The 16,193-nt window shown below is 38.1% G+C and carries 13 protein-coding genes and 1 riboswitch; of the genes, 6 read left to right on the plus strand and 7 right to left on the minus strand.

Annotation, left to right across the window (positions count from 1 at the left end):
* Positions 1-156: 156 nt before the first annotated feature.
* Both lldP and thiC read left to right on the plus strand, forming a co-directional pair.
* Positions 157-1,818, plus strand: a complete 1,662-nt coding sequence (lldP, locus tag ABH959_RS08835; RefSeq protein WP_404492487.1) for an L-lactate permease — start codon at positions 157-159, stop codon at positions 1,816-1,818.
* A 71-nt stretch (positions 1,819-1,889) separates the two neighbouring features.
* Positions 1,890-2,005, plus strand: a riboswitch (TPP riboswitch).
* 112 nt (positions 2,006-2,117) lie between these two features.
* The gene (gene thiC, locus ABH959_RS08840) at positions 2,118-3,878 is read left to right on the plus strand and encodes a phosphomethylpyrimidine synthase ThiC (RefSeq protein ID WP_113936237.1); all 1,761 of its coding nucleotides are present in this window, start codon (positions 2,118-2,120) and stop codon (positions 3,876-3,878) included.
* Between the two features lie 98 nt (positions 3,879-3,976).
* Here the strand turns inward: thiC and ABH959_RS08845 are convergent, their stop codons facing one another.
* The 3 genes from ABH959_RS08845 to cydA all read right to left on the minus strand — a co-directional run bounded on the left by ABH959_RS08845 (position 3,977) and on the right by cydA (position 7,928).
* Positions 3,977-5,335, minus strand: a complete 1,359-nt coding sequence (locus ABH959_RS08845) for an arsenic transporter (RefSeq protein ID WP_404492488.1) — start codon at positions 5,333-5,335, stop codon at positions 3,977-3,979.
* A 219-nt stretch (positions 5,336-5,554) separates the two neighbouring features.
* Positions 5,555-6,580: a cytochrome d ubiquinol oxidase subunit II gene (locus tag ABH959_RS08850; RefSeq protein ID WP_002089640.1), complete on the minus strand. Its 1,026-nt coding sequence runs from the start codon at positions 6,578-6,580 to the stop codon at positions 5,555-5,557.
* Positions 6,573-7,928, minus strand: coding sequence for a cytochrome ubiquinol oxidase subunit I (gene cydA, locus ABH959_RS08855; protein WP_002034780.1), 1,356 nt, complete (start codon positions 7,926-7,928; stop codon positions 6,573-6,575). The genes ABH959_RS08850 and cydA overlap by 8 nt, the downstream gene beginning before the upstream one ends.
* Positions 7,929-8,180: 252 nt before the next feature.
* On the opposite strand from cydA, the gene ABH959_RS08860 reads away from it, so the two are divergent.
* Together ABH959_RS08860 and ABH959_RS08865 are read left to right on the plus strand one after the other, a co-directional pair.
* Complete coding sequence (locus tag ABH959_RS08860) at positions 8,181-8,330, plus strand: hypothetical protein (RefSeq protein WP_002016173.1); 150 nt, start codon at positions 8,181-8,183, stop codon at positions 8,328-8,330.
* Between the two features lie 89 nt (positions 8,331-8,419).
* Complete coding sequence (locus ABH959_RS08865) at positions 8,420-9,505, plus strand: transcriptional regulator (protein ID WP_404492489.1); 1,086 nt, start codon at positions 8,420-8,422, stop codon at positions 9,503-9,505.
* A gap of 67 nt (positions 9,506-9,572) precedes the next feature.
* Here ABH959_RS08865 and ABH959_RS08870 read toward each other — a convergent pair whose 3' ends face one another.
* A complete protein-coding gene (locus tag ABH959_RS08870) occupies positions 9,573-10,457 on the minus strand; it encodes a LysR family transcriptional regulator (RefSeq protein WP_002129960.1) in 885 nt (294 codons plus the stop codon).
* A 135-nt stretch (positions 10,458-10,592) separates the two neighbouring features.
* On the opposite strand from ABH959_RS08870, the gene ABH959_RS08875 reads away from it, so the two are divergent.
* Entirely contained in the window at positions 10,593-12,593 is a 2,001-nt protein-coding gene (locus ABH959_RS08875; RefSeq protein WP_404492490.1) for a YhgE/Pip family protein, read from the plus strand.
* Between the two features lie 57 nt (positions 12,594-12,650).
* On the opposite strand, the gene ABH959_RS08880 is transcribed toward ABH959_RS08875, so the two are convergent.
* The 3 genes from ABH959_RS08880 to ABH959_RS08890 all read right to left on the minus strand — a co-directional run bounded on the left by ABH959_RS08880 (position 12,651) and on the right by ABH959_RS08890 (position 15,657).
* A complete protein-coding gene (locus ABH959_RS08880; protein ID WP_372488495.1) occupies positions 12,651-13,031 on the minus strand; it encodes a VOC family protein in 381 nt (126 codons plus the stop codon).
* A gap of 42 nt (positions 13,032-13,073) precedes the next feature.
* The gene (locus tag ABH959_RS08885) at positions 13,074-14,231 is read right to left on the minus strand and encodes an acyltransferase (protein WP_404492491.1); all 1,158 of its coding nucleotides are present in this window, start codon (positions 14,229-14,231) and stop codon (positions 13,074-13,076) included.
* Positions 14,232-14,439: 208 nt separating this feature from the next.
* The gene (locus tag ABH959_RS08890; protein WP_002139104.1) at positions 14,440-15,657 is read right to left on the minus strand and encodes a dicarboxylate/amino acid:cation symporter; all 1,218 of its coding nucleotides are present in this window, start codon (positions 15,655-15,657) and stop codon (positions 14,440-14,442) included.
* Between the two features lie 224 nt (positions 15,658-15,881).
* On the opposite strand from ABH959_RS08890, the gene ABH959_RS08895 reads away from it, so the two are divergent.
* Positions 15,882-16,184 carry a PTS sugar transporter subunit IIB gene (locus tag ABH959_RS08895; protein WP_002139105.1) on the plus strand — a complete coding sequence of 101 codons (303 nt, stop codon included), beginning with the start codon at positions 15,882-15,884 and terminating at the stop codon, positions 16,182-16,184.
* Positions 16,185-16,193 lie beyond the last annotated feature (9 nt).

Consider the following 16,193-nt stretch of genomic DNA (forward strand, 5'->3'; position numbering starts at 1 on the left):
AAAAAAATCTTTTTAAATGAAAATTGTTGTGATAAAATTATTGAAAACGTTTTCTTAAACGTTTTATATTTTTTTGGACTTAAAGGTATGATGACCTGATAGTCTATTGATAAGGTTATATCTATTTAAAAGGGGATTCTTTAGGGGGAGAGAACAATGAACACATGGACACAAGTTTACGATCCGTTCGGTAACATTTGGATTTCGGCAGCAGTCGCACTTATTCCAATCATCTTTTTTTTCTTAGCTTTAGCAGTTTTCCGCATGAAGGGGTATGTGGCAGGATTTATTACAGTTGTATTAACGATTTTGGTGGCGTTATTTGCGTATAAAATGCCATTCACAATGGCAATGGCAGCGACCGGATACGGTTTCTTATACGGATTATGGCCAATTGCGTGGATTATCATTATGTCAGTATTTTTATATAAAATTTCTGTGAAAACAGGTCAATTTGATGTCATTCGTGCATCTGTATTATCCATTACGAATGATCATCGTTTACTCGTTATTTTAATCGGATTTTCATTTGGAGCATTTTTGGAAGGGGCAGCAGGATTTGGTGCACCAGTAGCGATTACGGCAGCGCTTCTGGCAGGCCTTGGGCTAAATCCTTTATATGCAGCAGGTCTTTGTTTAATCGCAAATACTGCACCAGTAGCGTTCGGAGCGATGGGGATTCCGATTACAGTTGCTGGACAAGTAACAGGCATTGATCCGCATAAAATTGGACAAATGGCTGGGCATCAATTACCGTTCTTATCTTTATTTGTTCCGTTCTTTATCGTATTTTTAATGGATGGCTTTAAAGGAGTAAAACAAACGTGGCCTGCTTTATTTGTAGCGGGTAGTTCATTTGCAATTACACAGTTTATTACAGCGACGTTTTTAGGACCAGAACTTCCGGATATTACGTCAGCGCTTGTAAGTTTAGTAAGTTTATCGCTATTCTTAAAAGTTTGGCAGCCGAAAGAAATTTATCAAACTAAGCAAGCGAATAGTGAAGTAGCCGCGGCGACGACAACGACATCTATGCCGAAACTAACGGTAGGAAAAGTAGTAAAAGCGTGGTCTCCGTTCATTATTTTGACTGTGATGGTAGTCATCTGGAGCCAGAGTTTCTTTAAAGCGTTATTCGCCCCGGGCGGCGCTTTAGAAAGTCTCGTATTTAAATTTGAAGTTCCAAGCTTGCACAATTTAGTAATGAAAGCAGAGCCTATTGTAAATAAACCAACACCTTATGAAGCAATCTTGAAATTAGATATTTTATCAGCGACTGGAACAGCAATTTTAATTGCTTGTATCATTTCTATCTTTATTTTGAAAATGAGTGCAAAAGATGCAGTAGCAACATTTAAAGCAACGTTAAATGAACTAAAAATGCCAATTCTATCTATTGGATTCGTATTAGGATTCGCATTTATCGCAAACTATTCTGGTCTATCTTCTACATTAGCGTTAGCACTTGCAGGAACTGGCGGATTATTCCCGTTCTTCTCACCATTCTTAGGATGGATTGGCGTATTCTTAACAGGATCAGATACGTCAGCGAACGCACTGTTCTCGAATTTACAAGCAATTACAGCGCAGCAAGTCGGTGTATCTGAAGTACTTCTCGTTGCAGCAAATACAACGGGCGGTGTAACAGGTAAAATGATTTCTCCGCAATCAATTGCGATTGCTTGTGCGGCAGTTGGACTTGCTGGGAAAGAGTCAGATTTGTTCCGCTTTACATTGAAGCATAGTTTATTCTTCGTTACTATTGTTGGGATTATGACGTATGTGCAGGCTTATTATTTAACTTGGATGATCCCGTAAACAACAAAAGAAATAAACTTTGCATTTTTCAGATTATAGTGTATGATGGGAAAGTATTGAAAATTAAATCAGTGATAAACTAGGGGTGCCTAACGTATGCGTAGGCTGAGAGAGAAGCGTGTGAACTTCTTAACCCTTTGGACCTGATCTGGCTCGTACCAGCGTAGGGAAGTTAACGGCTTTACATAATTATGTCTTTATGAGCCAGGTCCTTATTCTTTTATGGACCTGGCTCTTTTTATTTTGGCATGCGCTGGCCATATCTCGTCCTTGTCACGAACAGGGGGGCAACAAAGGTTATGAAACAGTCTGTTTCAGCTGAGCAAATTGAATTGAAATCGAGTTTACCAGGAAGTAAGAAAGTGTATGTGGATGGAACACGTGAAGGTATGAAAGTACCAATGCGCGAGATTGAACAAAGCGATACGAACGGTGTTCAAAATCCGCCAATCCGTGTGTATGATACGAGTGGACCTTATACAGATCCAGAGTATAAAGTGGAGCTGGAAAAAGGGTTGCATGCGCCGCGCCACTCTTGGACCTTGGGGCGTGGTGATGTGGAAGCTTATGAAGGACGCGAAATTAAACCTGAGGATGACGGTGTGAAAGTGGCTTCAAAACATATACCTGTTTTCCCGCAAATGGATCGTAAGCCGCTTAGAGCGAAGCAAGGTGCAAATGTTTCGCAAATGCATTATGCGCGTAATGGCATTATTACGTCTGAGATGGAATATGTTGCGATTCGTGAAGGGGTAGAACCTGAATTTGTTCGTAAGGAGATTGCAGAAGGTCGTGCGATTTTGCCGGCGAACATTAACCATCCTGAAGCGGAACCGATGATAATTGGACGTAATTTTCACGTAAAGGTAAATGCAAATATCGGAAACTCTGCTGTATCGTCTTCTATTGCAGAAGAAGTAGAGAAGATGACGTGGGCGACTCGCTGGGGTGCAGATACGATTATGGATTTATCTACAGGTAAAAACATTCATACAACACGTGAGTGGATTATTCGTAATGCTCCGGTACCAGTTGGAACTGTGCCAATTTATCAAGCGCTTGAAAAGGTAAACGGAATTGCAGAGGATTTAACGTGGGAAGTGTATCGTGATACGTTAATTGAGCAGGCGGAGCAAGGCGTTGATTACTTCACGATTCACGCTGGTGTATTACTTCGTTACATTCCAATTACTGCAAAGCGTATGACAGGTATTGTTTCGCGCGGTGGTTCGATTATGGCGCAGTGGTGTTTATTCCATCATAAAGAAAACTTCCTATATACTCACTTTGAAGAGATTTGTGAAATTATGAAGCAGTACGATGTTTCGTTCTCTCTTGGAGATGGATTACGTCCAGGTTCTATTGCAGATGCAAATGACGAAGCGCAGTTTTCTGAGCTTGAAACACTTGGTGAATTAACAAAAATCGCTTGGAAACATGATGTGCAAGTTATGATTGAAGGACCTGGGCATGTACCGATGCATTTAATTAAAGAAAATATGGAGAAAGAACTTGATATTTGTCAGGGTGCGCCGTTCTATACACTTGGGCCGTTAACGACAGATATTGCACCAGGTTATGATCATATTACTTCAGCGATTGGTGCTGCGATGATCGGCTGGTTTGGAACGGCGATGCTTTGTTATGTAACACCGAAAGAACATTTAGGTTTACCGAACAAAGATGATGTTCGCGAAGGGGTTATTACGTACAAAATCGCTGCGCATGCAGCCGATCTTGCGAAAGGGCATAAAACGGCTCATCAGCGTGATGATGCACTTTCAAAAGCACGATTTGAATTCCGTTGGCGCGACCAATTTAATTTATCTTTAGATCCTGAACGCGCGATGGAGTACCATGATGAAACGTTGCCAGCAGAAGGGGCGAAAACAGCGCATTTCTGTTCAATGTGTGGCCCAAAGTTTTGTAGTATGAGAATTTCACATGATATTCGTGAATATGCGAAAGAAAATGACTTAGAAACGACAGAAGCAATTGAAAAAGGAATGAAAGAGAAAGCGGTAGAATTCAAAGAAACTGGTAGTCACTTATATCAATAACACGTCACACCTCTTTACTTGATTGATCACACTGTACCTAACTTAAATATAGAAGAAGCCCCCTTTGCTAAGACGGTAGCAAAGGGGGCTTCTGTCGTCTATAAGGCGAAGAATAATTGTATCCAGTAGTATAAGAGGAATAATGTGACGACTGTTGTGAGTGGGATTACGATGAGAGATACGCTTAAATAATCTTTCCATTTCACTTTAATTTTGTTTTGTCTTAAGATATACATCCAAATGAGGGAAGCTAGTGTACCGATTGGTAATAATAGTGAACCGATGTCACTACCGATGATATTTGCGAGGTAGATCGTTTTTAATGTGACTGGATCTAGTCCCATTTCTGTTAATGTGATTGTACCAATCATAAGTGCAGGGTGGTTATTGAAGACGTTAGAGAGGAGGGAAACGAGTCCGCCCATTGCAAAGCTGGCATAGAGTAGATGCTGACTTACAACTGGTTCGAGCCAATGGACAAGCGCCGCTGTTAATCCTGCGTTATGAAGCCCGTAAATAATTACGTACATAGAGAAGGCGAAAATTAAAATGTGCCACGGTGTCTTTTTCAAAATATCGACTGGGTTTGTTCGTAAGTAGTACCATCTCCAGATGAGAAGAACGAGTGAACCGAGTACGGCAACAATTTCGATTGGAATCGATAAGAAGGATGCAACGAATAGAAGACAGCGCATAAGGAAGACGAAGCCTAATACTTTTAACATGAATTTCGTACGTTTTTGTTTCGTATTAACAGAATTTTGTCCTTTTAACGGATGGAAGTTTTTCGTGAAGAAAATTTCTTCAATATCATATGAAGAAACAGGTAATCTTTCTGGTAGCTTTTTCTTTAAAACTGTATACATAAGCCATGACATAAACAGTAGTCCTAGTGTTGCAGGTACAAACATCATAGCAGTATGCATATAAAGAGTCATATGGACGATGTTTAATGCGATTAAGTTTACGATATTACTTACACCGATTGGTGCACTAGATGCAGTGGCAATTAGAGCGCCACTTAATAAATAAGGGATTTGTTGATGAGGTTTTAATTGAAGATTTTTCAGAAGAAGGATTAAAATTGGAGTTGTAATTAAAATACTACCGTCATTATTAAATAAAAGAGTCATAAGAAAACATAGTAATTGAATGTACCAGTATAGGCGGTGTCCGGAACCTTTCGCTAAATTTGCGAGTTTTGCTGCGGACCAGTGGAAGAAGCCGAAGCTTTCTAATATAACTGCCATAACGATGGTCGCTAATATTGTTATGGAGGCGCCTCCAATTTTACTTATAATGTCTATGACGTCTGGTTTTGATACAAGTCCAGTAATGAGGATAATGCCGGCGCCGACTGCTGCCGGCCACGCCTCATTTATACCACGAGGGCGCCAAAAGATAACAATCATCGTTAAGAAGAATACAATAATAGTAATCCATATTTCAATGCTCATATTTAACCTACCTTTCTATTTTCCCTTGAACAAATGTAGCTTGTCTCAAGTTTATATAGCATTATATTCAAAAGAAAATAAGAAGAACTAGGCATCTACCTGAATCTAGTGAATATGTGTATTTTGAGCAATAAGGCAAGTATAAGTAGTAGTGTAATAACTATTAGGAGAGGAGTCTAATAAATGAGGGGCATTCAATGTGTGAATGCCCCTCATTTACTATTTTTCCTTTAAAAATGTTCGATCTTTTAAGAATAAATTCCAGAAGAAAATAAATCCTGGTAGTAAAATTGCAATCCCGATTGCGTAAAGAATAAGAAGTGCATAGAATGTTTCGACCGTCGTAAAGCTTGTAAATACAGTTACGTCCGGGTAAATAATATAAGGTAAATGGGCGACGCCGTAAGCGTAGCTTGCAAATGCATATTGAGCGACGACAGCTAAAACTGCAATGCGAGGAAAGCCTAGTGTGCCATATTTCTTATTTGTCCACCAAAGGGAAGAGTATCCGATAACAAATAAAATGATAGAGACTGTAAACCATGGGAATTGCTTTATGAGTCCTTGCATAAGCCAGTGTGTTTCAGGGTCCATTACAACGAGAGCGATAATAGCAGTCACGAGCGTTGCAGGACCAAGTATGATGGCATTTCTTCTATAAATTCGGTACGTATCTTCAGAACCTTGTTCCCTAGCAAAATCAGCAAGAAAGAGAGATGATAGAAATAGTTCCGAAGTTAGTCCGAAGAGCATATAACAATAAATAACGGGACTAGAAAGAAGTTTTCCGTAAAGGAGCACTTCTTTTCCTTCAGACATCGTAATATAGGCACCTTCTGTAACTGGCAGAACGGTAATTAATAGAGCTGGGATTAAGAGCCCAGTAATACCTGAAATAATCCGAAGAAGGTGTTGGTATTTTGGCAGGGAGTAAGCAAATACCATAAAAGTACTACGAATCGCAACGAGTACTAAAATTAACATAACTGGTACAAACATAACGGTTGCAAGGGTAAAGGCCGCTTTTGGGAAGAAACCGAGAAAAGCAACGACGACAAAGACAAGAAACGTATTTGTTACTTCCCAAGTTGGTGATAAGTACCGATTAGCAAGCTTGGCAGCAAGTGTCGGGTGTTTAGCGTATACCATGCCCCAAAAACCAGCTCCAAAATCAATAGAACCTAGTATGCTATATACGAAAATAAGAGCCCATAAGATGATGATTGCAATGCTTTCCTCATGCACGAGAATCGCCTCCTTCGTGATGTAAATCATTCTTTAATGGATGTTTCTTAAAGAATGTCCGTAGTACAAAGACTGTTAAAATACCGAGTCCGATATATAAAATGATGAATAAAACAAATAAAGGACCGACGAAATCAGCGCGCGTAGAAGCATCTACCGTGCGTTGCATGCCATAAATTGTCCATGGCTGACGACCACTACAACTAAAAATCCATCCGAATTCAATACCGAGCAACATAACGGGTCCACAGGCGGCAGCTCCCCAAAGAAGCCACTTCGGTAACTCTACTCCTTTTTTTCGGTAAACAAAGTACCAATATAAGAGGGCAATAGCTGCAACTGCAAAGGTAAAGGCAGCGGTGCCAACCATTAAGTTGAACAGTGTATGTGTGTAAAATGGTGGCCATGTTTCTTGTGGGAATTCCTTTAGACCTTTTACAACGGTGTTAGGGTCTAGTCCCACTAATAAGCTAAGCATGTTCGGAATTTCAAGGGCATAGTTTAGTTCAAGTGTGTTAGGGTCCACAACCCCGCCAATCGATAAAGGCGCGTGTGATGTCGTTTCAAACAAAGCTTCAGCAGATGCTAGTTTTTCAGGTGAATGTTTATGTAAGGCAATAGCAGATTCGTGTCCTGAAAGCCACATCGTAGCACCTGTGATAAATGTAACGACAAGCCCGAGCAGTAATCCTTTTTTATGGTAAGCAATTTCACGAGCGCTTAAATTTTTCTTTAATAATTTAAATCCAGCGATAGAAGCGATAACAGCTGCTCCAGTTGTATAGGCCGTAATAACGACGTGGAATGCACTTGTGCCAAAGCTCGGATTAAAGAAAGCTTTCCACGGATCAACGTTAAAAACTGAGCCATCTGGATTCATTGAAAAGCCCGCAGGTGTATTCATCCATGTGTTTGCCGATGTAATAAGCACGGCAGATGCAGTGGCGCCAATCATAACGAAAAATAGCGAGATTAATCTCATAACTGGAGGCAGTTTATCAGCCGCATATACGTAAATAGACATGAATAAAGCCTCTAAAAAGAAGGCGAAAATCTCAATTTGAAACGGAACGGAAATAACTTGCCCAACAATTTTGGCGAAACCAGGCCAAAGAAGTGAAATTTGTACACCAACAATTGTTCCAGTTGGAATTGCTACACCGAGAAGGATAGCAAAAGCCTTTGTCCATCTTTTTGCCATAATGGCATAGTCGGAATCTTTCTTCCAGTGATAGAGTATTTCACTTATAAAAATCATTAAAGAAAGCCCGACTCCAAGCGTTGCAAAGATAATGTGGAATGCTAATGAAGAACCAAAAAATGCCCTTGCTAATGTTACGGTATCCATATGTATACTCCTCTTCTTTTTGCCATTATTTTCTGATTTAATTGGAAAATTTATTCAAAAAACTACCAAAAATATATATGTATTTAAAAAATGAGTACGATAATTTAATGTTTAAATATTCTAAAGAAAAAGAAATTGATATTTGGTAATATTTTATTTGTTTTTTAGGGCTGAATCTTTTATAATCTTTTATGCGAACGTAAGTTCTGTTTCCAGGATGAAGAAGTTTATGTGAAATGGAGAGGGTGTTTTATGTATCCTGAAGTCATTAAAAAGATGGCATTTTCAAGAGAGCATAGAGATTTATTATTAAAGTTGTATAATAAAGAAATTACGCGTCGTGAATATGATCGACTTGTGGAATCGCTATATAGACCTTCTAAAGAGGCTTGCGAAGGATAAGGTGAGAGAGACAATCTAAAGGATTGTCTTTTTTATATTTGCGTATGTTCTGGTAAAATTAAGGTTAGCCTTAAAAGGAGGTGAAAAGCTTGCGAAAACGTTTATATATAGGGATTGGGGTTATTCTCTTAATCGCTTTAGGTGGAGTTGTATTTTGGTCAGCTTTACAAGGAAATCGTACCGAGCATTTTATTTTACGACATATGGTGAATGAAAATGGGACACTTGCAACGTATCGCTTAGAGGATACAAAGGCAGGTAAGGGTGAAGCGAAGGGCCGTGAAGCTTTATCAGAATCTGCAGGGTTATGGCTACAATATACACTTGATAAAGATGATCAAGCTTTATTTGATGAACAAGTGAAGGTTATTCAAAATAACTTTGTACACAAGGATCGCATCGTTATATGGAAAATCTCTGAAAAGGGAGAAATGCAGTCAGCTACTAATGCACTTATCGATGATCTTCGTATTATAGAACAATTATATCGTGCTTATGAAATGTACAAGGAAGATCGCTATAAAAACCTTGCAGATCAATTGAGTGATTCTGTACTTCGTTATAATAAAAAAGGTGATTATTACGTTGATTATTACGATGCAGATACAGGAAAACAAAATAACTTTGCAACAACATCTTACATAAATCCGCATGCATTCTCTTATATGAAAAAGTATGGAAAAATTTCTGCACAGCAGTATCAGGAAGTTGTTCAGTTTTTAGCGGATTATCCAAGGCAGGGCTGGGCATTCCCGAAAGAGTATAAAGATGATGGGACATTTACGTACGATAAAGAAGTGAATCTTATTGATCAATCATACGTTGCTTATCATCGTAGTTTAGGCGGTCTTTCATCAGATGCTTATTTGGAATTTATAAAGAAGAAATTTCGCGAAGACGAAAAGTTATATGGTCGTTATAACTTAGAAACGGGAAAACAAGCTGTGAACTATGAATCACCAGCATCTTACGGATTAACAATTTTGTACGTACTACAAACAGGTGATACAAAGTTTGCGAAGGAATTGTATGAGCGGATGACTACATTTCGAAATGATAATGTATTTAGTAGATATTATGGTGGATATGTAACAGGTGAGAATAATAATACACATATTTTCGATAACGTATTGCCGCTTTTAGCGGAAATGGAATTGGATAAGAGTAAAAAATAGAAGGTGCCACCCTATGGGGATGGTACCTTCTATTTGTGTCGTTATTTGTTTGTAAAGCGATATAATTTTACGCCCTAATATTGGAGAAGTAATCAATCACGAATTCACGAAATTGCTGGGCGGTGTTTGATAAATAGCGCTTCTTCGACCAACTTAAGCCGATAGTTCGTTCGCAATTAGGTTCAATGATACGTAACTTATTTGATGCTAAAGTAGAGTTTTTTAATAAAGTTAAACTTGGGACAAAGGCGATGCCAAGACCTTGCTTAATGAGATCGCTAATCACGGTTGGTTCATCTACTTCAAAAGCGATATGTGGAGTGAAACCAGCTTTTTTACAAAATTCATCTGTTAAGTGCCGAAATCCGTAACCGGTGTTCATACTAATAAACGATTCGTCTTTTACTTCATGCAAATAGATACTTTCGCGGTTTGATAACCGATGTCCTGAAGGAACAGCTAAGAAAATTTCTTCTGTGATAAGTGGTTCCCAAACCATTTCCTCGCCTTCAATTGGTACAGAGGAGATACAAAAATCAATTTCCATATTATCTAGTTGCCGCTTCATAGAAGGAGTAGATGCGAGAAATTGTTGGAATCGAACGTTAGGGTGTTCTAGTAAAAAAGAACCGAGTAGCTCGGGTAATATTCTTGGAATAGAAACTGCAAGCGTAATAGAGCCTTGTTGTAATTCAGCTAAATCTTTAATTTCACGTTCCCCTTCACTTAATTCATGAAAAATGCGTTCTACTCGTTTTAAAAATACTTTGCCGAAAGAGTTTAATGTAATCTGTCGACCTTGGCGATCAAATAAGGGGACGCCTAAGTCCTTTTCTAGTCTAGCGATTGTTTTACTGAGTGAAGGCTGCGCGATATGCAATTCTTCAGCTGCTTTTGTCATATGTTCTAGTCGTGCGACTGTCTGAAAGTATTTTAATTGAAGAAGTTCCACTTCGAATCTCCTTTCTATAGACCAAAAGGAATGAATTGATAATTAAAGATGTATTATACAGTATGGAAAGTGACGTGTATAGTAAATCTGTTAAACCATTCGAAGGGTGTTAAATTAGGAGAAGGAGTATGTTTCATGAAGGGAATTCAACTTATATTTAAAGATTGGAAGGCGATGTGGAACCATAAACATGGACGTATCGCTTTAATTTTTTTATTAATCGTTCCTTTAATTTATTCAGGATTCTTCTTAGCTGGATATTGGGATCCGTACGGAAAATTAGATAAATTACCTGTCGCAGTTGTTAATTTAGATAAGGGTGCTGTGATGGATGAAAAAACAATCCAGGCTGGAGACGATTTTGTTAAAAATTTAAAAGAGAATAAGGAATTGGCGTTTCATTTCGTATCAGAAAAAGATGCTGATGAAGGGCTAAAAGAAGATAAGTATTATATGGTGGTTACGATTCCGGAGGAGTTCTCTAAAAAGGTAAGTACACTAATGGATGAGAAACCAGAGCCGGCGAGGCTGCAGTACAAAGTAAATCCAGGGAAAAACTTTGTAGCAGCTCAAATTGGAACGACAGCTGTTGAAAATATGAAAACAAAAATCTCAAATAGTATTACGAAATCTTATACAGAAGGTGTCTTTTCAAAGTTTCAAGATTTGGCACAAGGGTTGAGTGATGCAAGTAATGGTGCTGAGAAGTTATATGAAGGAACGACGGATGCAAAAAATGGGGCAAATCAGCTTGCAGATGGTATTCATCGTTTAAGTGACGGGACATCAAAAGTGAAAGAGGGAAGTGAAAAACTTGCTTCTAGCCAATCTGCCTTAAGTGGCGGTGCAAATGAGCTTAGTCAAGGAGCGACATCACTTCATAGTGGTATGGAGTTACTAGCGCAAGGTGAAAAAACTTTACAATCAGGAGTTAGTGAATTAAGTGCTGGTACAAATGAATGGGTGAACGGAAGTGAGAAACTTGCTGAAGGGCAAGTGAAAGCGGACAATGCAGCAAATAGTGTAAAACAACAATTAGAAGAGTACGTGAAAAGTCATCCAGAAGCACAGCAAGATCCTGCTTTTCAAAAGATCATTGCTACTTCTAACGGATTAGCTAAAGCAACAAACACTTTAAATAATAGCCAACAACAATTGACACAAGGTGCGCGGAAGCTTACTGATGGTCAGCATAAGATTGAGGAAGGCATGAATACATTCGGAGTTAAGTTAAACGAAGCTACCGCTGGAACGAAAAAGATAGCAGATGGTACTTCGAATTTAGCTGATGGATTTACGAAGTGGGGAAATGGATTTACATCATTACAAGAAGGTGTAAATCACCTTGCGAGTGGCGGAACAGAGCTGAATCATGGTGCTGATAAGTTAACGAACGGACTTGTTAAACTTGACGATGGTGCGAAAGAACTTTCTACGAAATTGGGAGAGGGCGCAGAGAAGATAGCGGATGTTCGCAATGATGATGCACGCAATACGATGTTCTCAGAGCCGGTTCAATTAGTGAAGTCGACAGTTTCTGATGTGCCTAACTACGGTTCAGGTATTGCACCATACTTTTTATCACTGGCATTTTATGTTGGCGGAATTATGGCATCGAATATTTTACCTCTTGGCCGTAGACAAAATATGAAGGTAAGCGGAACAGTACATTTTATTAATAAACTAGGATTGGTATATTTAATTGGACTTATTCAAGCATTACTTGTGGATGTGGCTGTGCTAGGAGTTATGAAATTAGAAGTTGCAAGTGTGCCACTCTTTGTTTTATCAAGTATTATTATTTCCTTTACGTTCATGACATTTATTCTTATGTTAGTAACGGTATTTGGTCTTGTTGGAAAGTTCTTAGCAGTAACGCTTCTCGTCCTGCAATTAGCGACGAGCGGGGGTACTTTCCCAGGAGAATTAAATATAGCTGTTCTTAGCAAAATTGGACAATTTCTCCCAATGTCCCATTCTCTTAGAGGATTACAAGATGTTATCTCTTTAGGAGATTGGTCGCAATTACGAATGCAAATTTTAATATTGTTATGCTATCTCGTTGTTGCTGGTGGAATCACATGGGTTACGAGTCATATACAGCATAAGGAAACGAATGCAGAGCAAGTTTCATAATATAAAGAAGTTATCCGGATAAAAGGTTTTATTACGACCTTTTCGGATAGCTTTTTCTTATTTCTTTTCCATTACCGCAAAGTAATTATTTTCATTATCAGCAAAGTTGAATGCTCTACCAGTAGGTAAATCTACAACTTGTCCAACTGTAACGTTTTTCTCAGAAAGATCTTTATACAGTTGATCTAAGTTATTAGAGAAGAACATAAGTGAAGGTGTATTTAAGTTTAATTCAGGTTGCATCTTCGCAATTAACGCTTTATCGTGAAGGACGATGCTTGTTCCGGCTTCTTTTGCCGGCGCAATTTCAATCCAGCGAAACCCTTGTCCGTTATTCTCTTCCGCAATAATTTGGAATCCTACTGTTTCTGTCCAAAATTGTACTGATTCATCTTGGTTATTTACATATAACATAATTTGTCCAATTTGATTAATCATAGGTGTGTCCTACTTTCTTTTCTTATATGAAATACTATTATATCAAATATATGGTTTGAATACCTTTTCGTGATTTTTCCGAAGTACAATCTTCGCCCATTTCATATTTGTCGTAGGGGAAGGTCCTGTAATCCACGTATGAAATGGTAGTATGCTGCCAATGACCATTGCTAAAATAGAGAATGTGGCCGTTAGTATAAATAATAATAGGCTATATAATATTGTGTTTTCTTGCAATGTAAATAAAGAAAGAAATTTTGTACATAGTTGTAAGAAGAAAAAATGAGCTAAATAAGCGCCATACGTGTAATTCCCGATAAAACGTAAAGCTTTATATAAGAAACCACGTCGCTGTACAATTGTAATAGATAACACGTACAGTATCATAATTTCACAAACAATATATAAAAACATGGACGGTTTTAAATAAGTAGAAACCGTTAAATGAATAGAATTGGCGCCGTAAAAACTAAATAACTCATAATTGATGAATAAAAATAAGATGAAAAATAGTATTGTGATAAGCGGAATATGTTTCATGACAAATATACGCCAAGTTTTTAATGATACAGCAGCTATTCCTCCCATGACGAAATAGAATGAGTAGAAGAAGAAGGAACGATCTGTATAATGTAAAATGGTTGAACTAGTCAGTTTCTCTCCATTAAAAATGTAGTGAGAAGAGTACCACATTAAGAAAAAATATAGACAAGCGAAAATGGTCATATATTTATATATGTCTTTTTTATTTTCTGTTCGTTTTTGAAACCAATAAAATAGTGTGCATAGTAAAGGGAACAATAAGTGAATTTGGAACATCATAATAACGTACCAAAGATGAGGTGCAGCTGTTCCGAGTAATAAACTTTTTATTCCGCCTTGTAGTGTAATGACATCGTTTGTTGTTAATAGATAAAGAATAGACCAAAAGAAATAAGGGATGAGTAAATGTGTGGATTTTTCATAAATATACTCTGTATAAACGAGTTTCTTCGTATATTGCCGAATTAAATGGAAGCCGACGATAAATATGAATGCAGGTGCTGAAAATTTTGCAAGATTAAATAGCATGCCCATAATGAGGGATTGCTCGAGTAAGACATTTCCTTGATTCATTGTATATAATAAGGAACTTTGCAAAACGACAGCAAGAAATGCAATGCTTTGCAAAACTTTGAATTCTGGTGCACTTTGTACCATTATGTCCATCTCCTTTTCCATACATGATTATAGTACGGAGAAAGGATGAAAGGTGTGGAATATTTGTGAAGATTATAACAAATTTGTGGCGGGATGGGATTATATTAACGGTTTTGCTAATATATCTATGGTAACTTCCAAAATGTCGATTCACTAACAAATAACGACAAAAAGAGGATGCTCCAAACGAGCATCCTCTTTCTATATATTAAGCAAATTTATTTTTGATCCAGTTTTTACCTTCTACAAGACGAGCTGTCATTACGGCACAAGCATTATCTCCTGTTACGTTTAACACTGTTGCAGGAGGATCGATGATTGTACTAATTGCTGCGATAATTGGCAATGCTTCTGGTGGGAATCCATATAGAGAAACGATTAACATTTCACCAATCATACCCCCGCCCGGAATAGCACCCATTACTGTTCCTACTAATAGAGAAACAACAAGTGCAATTGCTAATGTTTTCGGTCCTTCGAATTCCATGTTGAAAATACCGAATAAGAAAGCAATTTTTAATACCCCGCCTAAAACAGATCCATCTTTATGAAGTGTAGATCCAAGAAGGACAACTGTTTCACGAACGTCAGAAGAAATACCCATTTTCTTCGTTGCTTCTAAGTTCGAGGGAATACTTGCGGCACTACTACAAGTTGCAAGTGATGTAACTGTAGGAGAGACCATGTTCTTCCAAAATACTTGTACACCTTGTTTGCGACCTGCAAGGTACGCATAGAATGTAAAGAATACGAAGAAGTAAATAAGAGAAGCTGGATAGTATACCATTGCTGCTCGGAAGTAAGTTCCAAGAAGTTGTGGTCCGAATTCACCAACTAATGCTGCGAAGTAGGCAGCTAGTCCGATTGGAGCGTAGTACATAATGAAAGATACAACTTTCATTGAAATTTCTGCACCAGCTTGTAGGAATGTAGCGAATGGTTTCCCTTTTTCACCAACTGCTGAAGTTGCAACCCCCATTAAGATAGAGAAGAAAATAAGAGCTAGCATGTTCTCGCGAGATAGTAACTTTGAAAAGTCTGATACTGTTATGATACCAACAATTTGATCAGCAACACTAACTGCTTTTTCAGCTTTATCAGGCTGCGTTAGTTCTAATACAACACCTTGTGCTGGCGGGAATACTTTCACGATAATAATCATAAAAATAGCAGCTAAAATACTTGTAAATAAGAAAGTTCCAGCCATACTAGACATAATTTTACCGAAACGTTTTAATCCATCCATATTAGCAATAGATGACGCGATGCTAAAGAATACTAAAGGTACAACAATCGTAAACATTAAGTTTAAGAAAATGTCACCAAGCGGCTTTAAAGCAACTGCATCGGCACCCATGAAATAACCAATGAAACCACCAATTAGGATAGAAGATAATAAAATAAGCGGAAAGCGATATGCCTTCATAAATATACCCTCCTATCGATTATAAAAAATCATACTGAATCATTATAGCGAGTTAGAGACTTCTTTACTAGGAAAATACGGATAGATGGAATAGCGTGAAAACCGAGAAATTTTTGTTTTTAAGCTCGGCATACAGTTAGAAATCTAGACATATATATTTGTAACCTAGTAGTGGCAAGGGCTACACCATAACTTAGGTTTGGAAAAAGGGGGAGGGGAGCGAGATGAATATTTTACTTTGCTGTGCAGCGGGAATGTCTTCCAGTTTGATTGTTACAAAAATGGAGAAAGCAGCAGAGGCAAGAGGGATAGAGGTAAAGATTTGGGCAGTATCAGGTTCAGAAGTGCGAAATCATATTGATACTGCAGATGTACTTTTACTTGGACCGCAAGTACGTTATTTATTACCGAAAATGAAGGAATTATGTAAGGAGAAGGGAATACCTGTTGATGTCATTCAATCCGTCCATTACGGACTTTGTAATGGAGAGGCTATCTTACAAGCAGCTTTGTCCATGAAACCATGAGGAGAGTGG

The organism is Bacillus sp. RC51, from assembly GCF_044908115.1.
Taxonomy (GTDB): domain Bacteria; phylum Bacillota; class Bacilli; order Bacillales; family Bacillaceae_G; genus Bacillus_A; species Bacillus_A mycoides.

Excerpts from the sequence above, each read along its gene's own strand:
- ABH959_RS08895 (WP_002139105.1), top strand. The coding sequence starts at position 15,882 with ATGAATATTTTACTTTGCTGTGCAGCGGGAATGTCTTCCAGTTTGATT.
- ABH959_RS08880 (WP_372488495.1), bottom strand. The coding sequence starts at position 13,031 with ATGATTAATCAAATTGGACAAATTATGTTATATGTAAATAACCAAGAT.
- ABH959_RS08875 (WP_404492490.1), top strand. The coding sequence starts at position 10,593 with ATGAAGGGAATTCAACTTATATTTAAAGATTGGAAGGCGATGTGGAAC.
- cydA (WP_002034780.1), bottom strand. The coding sequence starts at position 7,928 with ATGGATACCGTAACATTAGCAAGGGCATTTTTTGGTTCTTCATTAGCA.
- ABH959_RS08890 (WP_002139104.1), bottom strand. The coding sequence starts at position 15,657 with ATGAAGGCATATCGCTTTCCGCTTATTTTATTATCTTCTATCCTAATT.
- ABH959_RS08860 (WP_002016173.1), top strand. The coding sequence starts at position 8,181 with ATGTATCCTGAAGTCATTAAAAAGATGGCATTTTCAAGAGAGCATAGA.
- lldP (WP_404492487.1), top strand. The coding sequence starts at position 157 with ATGAACACATGGACACAAGTTTACGATCCGTTCGGTAACATTTGGATT.
- ABH959_RS08885 (WP_404492491.1), bottom strand. The coding sequence starts at position 14,231 with ATGGTACAAAGTGCACCAGAATTCAAAGTTTTGCAAAGCATTGCATTT.
- ABH959_RS08845 (WP_404492488.1), bottom strand. The coding sequence starts at position 5,335 with ATGAGCATTGAAATATGGATTACTATTATTGTATTCTTCTTAACGATG.
- thiC (WP_113936237.1), top strand. The coding sequence starts at position 2,118 with ATGAAACAGTCTGTTTCAGCTGAGCAAATTGAATTGAAATCGAGTTTA.